3 protein-coding genes are annotated in these 2,204 nt (G+C 69.7%); all 3 read right to left on the bottom strand.

Annotated features, from left to right (window positions below):
- Positions 1–218, bottom strand: a 218-nt coding sequence (locus AC1D2K_RS33750) for a chemotaxis protein CheW (RefSeq protein WP_478094679.1), incomplete at its 3' end; no start/stop codon positions are given.
- A gap of 65 nt (positions 219–283) precedes the next feature.
- Positions 284–1,276 carry a flagellar assembly peptidoglycan hydrolase FlgJ gene (gene flgJ, locus AC1D2K_RS33745; RefSeq protein ID WP_478094677.1) on the bottom strand — a complete coding sequence of 331 codons (993 nt, stop codon included), beginning with the start codon at positions 1,274–1,276 and terminating at the stop codon, positions 284–286.
- An 8-nt stretch (positions 1,277–1,284) separates the two neighbouring features.
- Positions 1,285–2,204: flagellar basal body P-ring protein FlgI (locus tag AC1D2K_RS33740; RefSeq protein ID WP_478094675.1), on the bottom strand; the 920-nt coding region annotated here is incomplete at its 5' end.

Below are 2,204 nucleotides of genomic sequence, written 5' to 3'. Positions count from 1 at the left end.
CCGCGCAGGTTCACCACCCCCTTGATGTACTCCGGCGCGTTCGCGATCCGCGTCACCGCGTCGTAGCCGCGCAGCTCCTGCACCTTCTGGATGTCGATGCCGTACTCCTCCTCGCCCAGCGTGAAGGTGACCACCTCCAGCCGGTTCGCGTTCGCGTTCGAGAGGGGCGCGGAGGCAGCGCCGCCCGCATGTGTCTGAAGGCTCGTGATCTCTGCCATGGGATTCCTTTGGGGTGGGCTGTGAAGTGTTGTTCGAACGAGGATCGCCTTGCTCGCGCCGGCGCTCAGACGAACTTCTGCATGATGCGAACCAGTTTCTGGCCGTACTGCGGATCGGTCGCGTAGCCCGCGCGCTGCAGGCCGTGCGCGGCTTCGGTCGGATCGTTGGTCGCCAGCACGTTGGCGTAGCGCGGATTGCGGGTCATGAAGCGCGCGTAGTCGGTGAAGGCTTCCTCGTAGGAGCCGTAGGCCCTGAACTTCGCGCGGATGCGCTGCGGCTCGCCATCCACGTATTCGGTGGTGGTGGTCTCGACCACCGGCCCCTGCCAGCTGCGGTCGGCCTTGATGCCGAACAGGTTGAAGCTCTGCGTGCCGTCGTCGGCGCGGATCTCGCGCTTGCCCCAGCCGGATTCGAGCGCGGCCTGCGCCAGGATCAGCGGCGCCGGCACGCCGCTGGCGGCACTCGCGGCCTGCGCCGAGGCGCCCATGCGGTTGACGAAGCTGTCGACGTGGCCCTGCAACGACGCGACCGCCCCGGCCGCACCGCCCGAGCGGTCGTTGTTGACCTGGTAGGCGCTCAGGTCGACGCGGCCGGTCGGCGTCGAAGGCAACGAGCCGAGCGGGATGCCGGCCTGCGGCGACAGCGGCAGGCCGCCGCGCGGCGCCAGCGACAGGCCGGCCGGATTCGGATCGCCATCGCCCGCGCCGGCGGAGGCCGCCCGCTGCAGCTGCGCCAGCATCGCCTCGGCCAGCCCCAGGCCGCGGCCCGAAAGGTTCTGCGACAGCTGCTGGTCCAGCATCGACGTGTAGATCTTCTCGTTCTGTCCATCGAGCAGGCCGCCCGACGGCGTCGCCTCGCGCATGCTCTTGAGCACCATGTTCATGAACATGGCCTCGAACTGCCGCGAGACCTGCTTGAGGCCCTCCTCGGGCGAGCTGCGCACGGTGCGCCGCAGCGCATCGACACCCTGGACATCGAGCGCGAAGCGCTGGTCCAGCGCGCCGGCGCGGCTGGCCGCGTCGCTGCCTGACCCTGAATTGGCTGCGGTGATCGCCATGTCCGGCCTCAGATGATCTCGAGCTCGGCGCGCAGGGCGCCGGCCGTCTTCATGGCTTGCAGGATCGACACCAGATCCATCGGATTCGCGCCCAGGGAGTTGAGCCCCTTGATCACGTCGGCCAGCGAGGCGCCGCCGCGCACCATCTGCAGCGCGCCGCCGGGCTGGTTGATCGAGATCTCCGAGGTCTGCGAGGTGACCGTGCGGCCATTCGAGAACGGCCCCGGCTGGCTCACCACCGGCTCGGTGTTGATGACCACCGACAGGCTGCCGTGCGCGATCGCGCAGTCGTTCACCCGCACCGCCTGGTTCATCACCACCGAGCCGGTGCGCGCGTTGATCACGACCCGGGCCACCRCCTGCGTCGGCGTGACCTCCAGGCCTTCGAGGCGGGCCAGGAATCCGACCCGCGCCTGCGCGGAGGCAGGCACCCGCACGCGGATCACGCGGGCATCGACCGCCTCGGCGGTGCCGCTGCCGAACTGGCGGTCGATCGCCTCCACCGCGCGCTGCGCGGTGCCGAAGTCGGAGCGCATCAGTTCGAGCGTGAGACCGCCGTCGCCGCCGACCGCGGCTTCGACCACGCGCTCGACGGTCCCGCCGGCGGGAATGCGTCCGGAACTGAGCTGGTTGATCTGGACCTTGCTGCCGTTGGCCGAGGCGCCGGCGCCGCCGACCACCATGTTGCCCTGGGCGATCGCGTACACCGCGCCGTCCACGCCCTTGAGCGGTGTCATCAGCAAGGTGCCGCCGCGCAGGCTCTTGGCGTTGCCCATCGAGGACACGGTGACGTCGATGGTCTGTCCCGGCCGCGCAAACGACGGCAGCGTGGCCGTGACCATCACCGCGGCGACGTTCTTGAGCTGCATGTTCACGCCCTGCGGGATCGTGATGCCGAGCTGCTGCAGCATGTTGTTCAGGCTCTGGG

It is taken from the genome of Variovorax sp. P1_H12_2 (assembly GCF_056405335.1).
The sequence above is the reverse complement of the archived record's forward strand: the minus strand, read 5'-3'. Positions and strand labels throughout refer to the sequence as shown.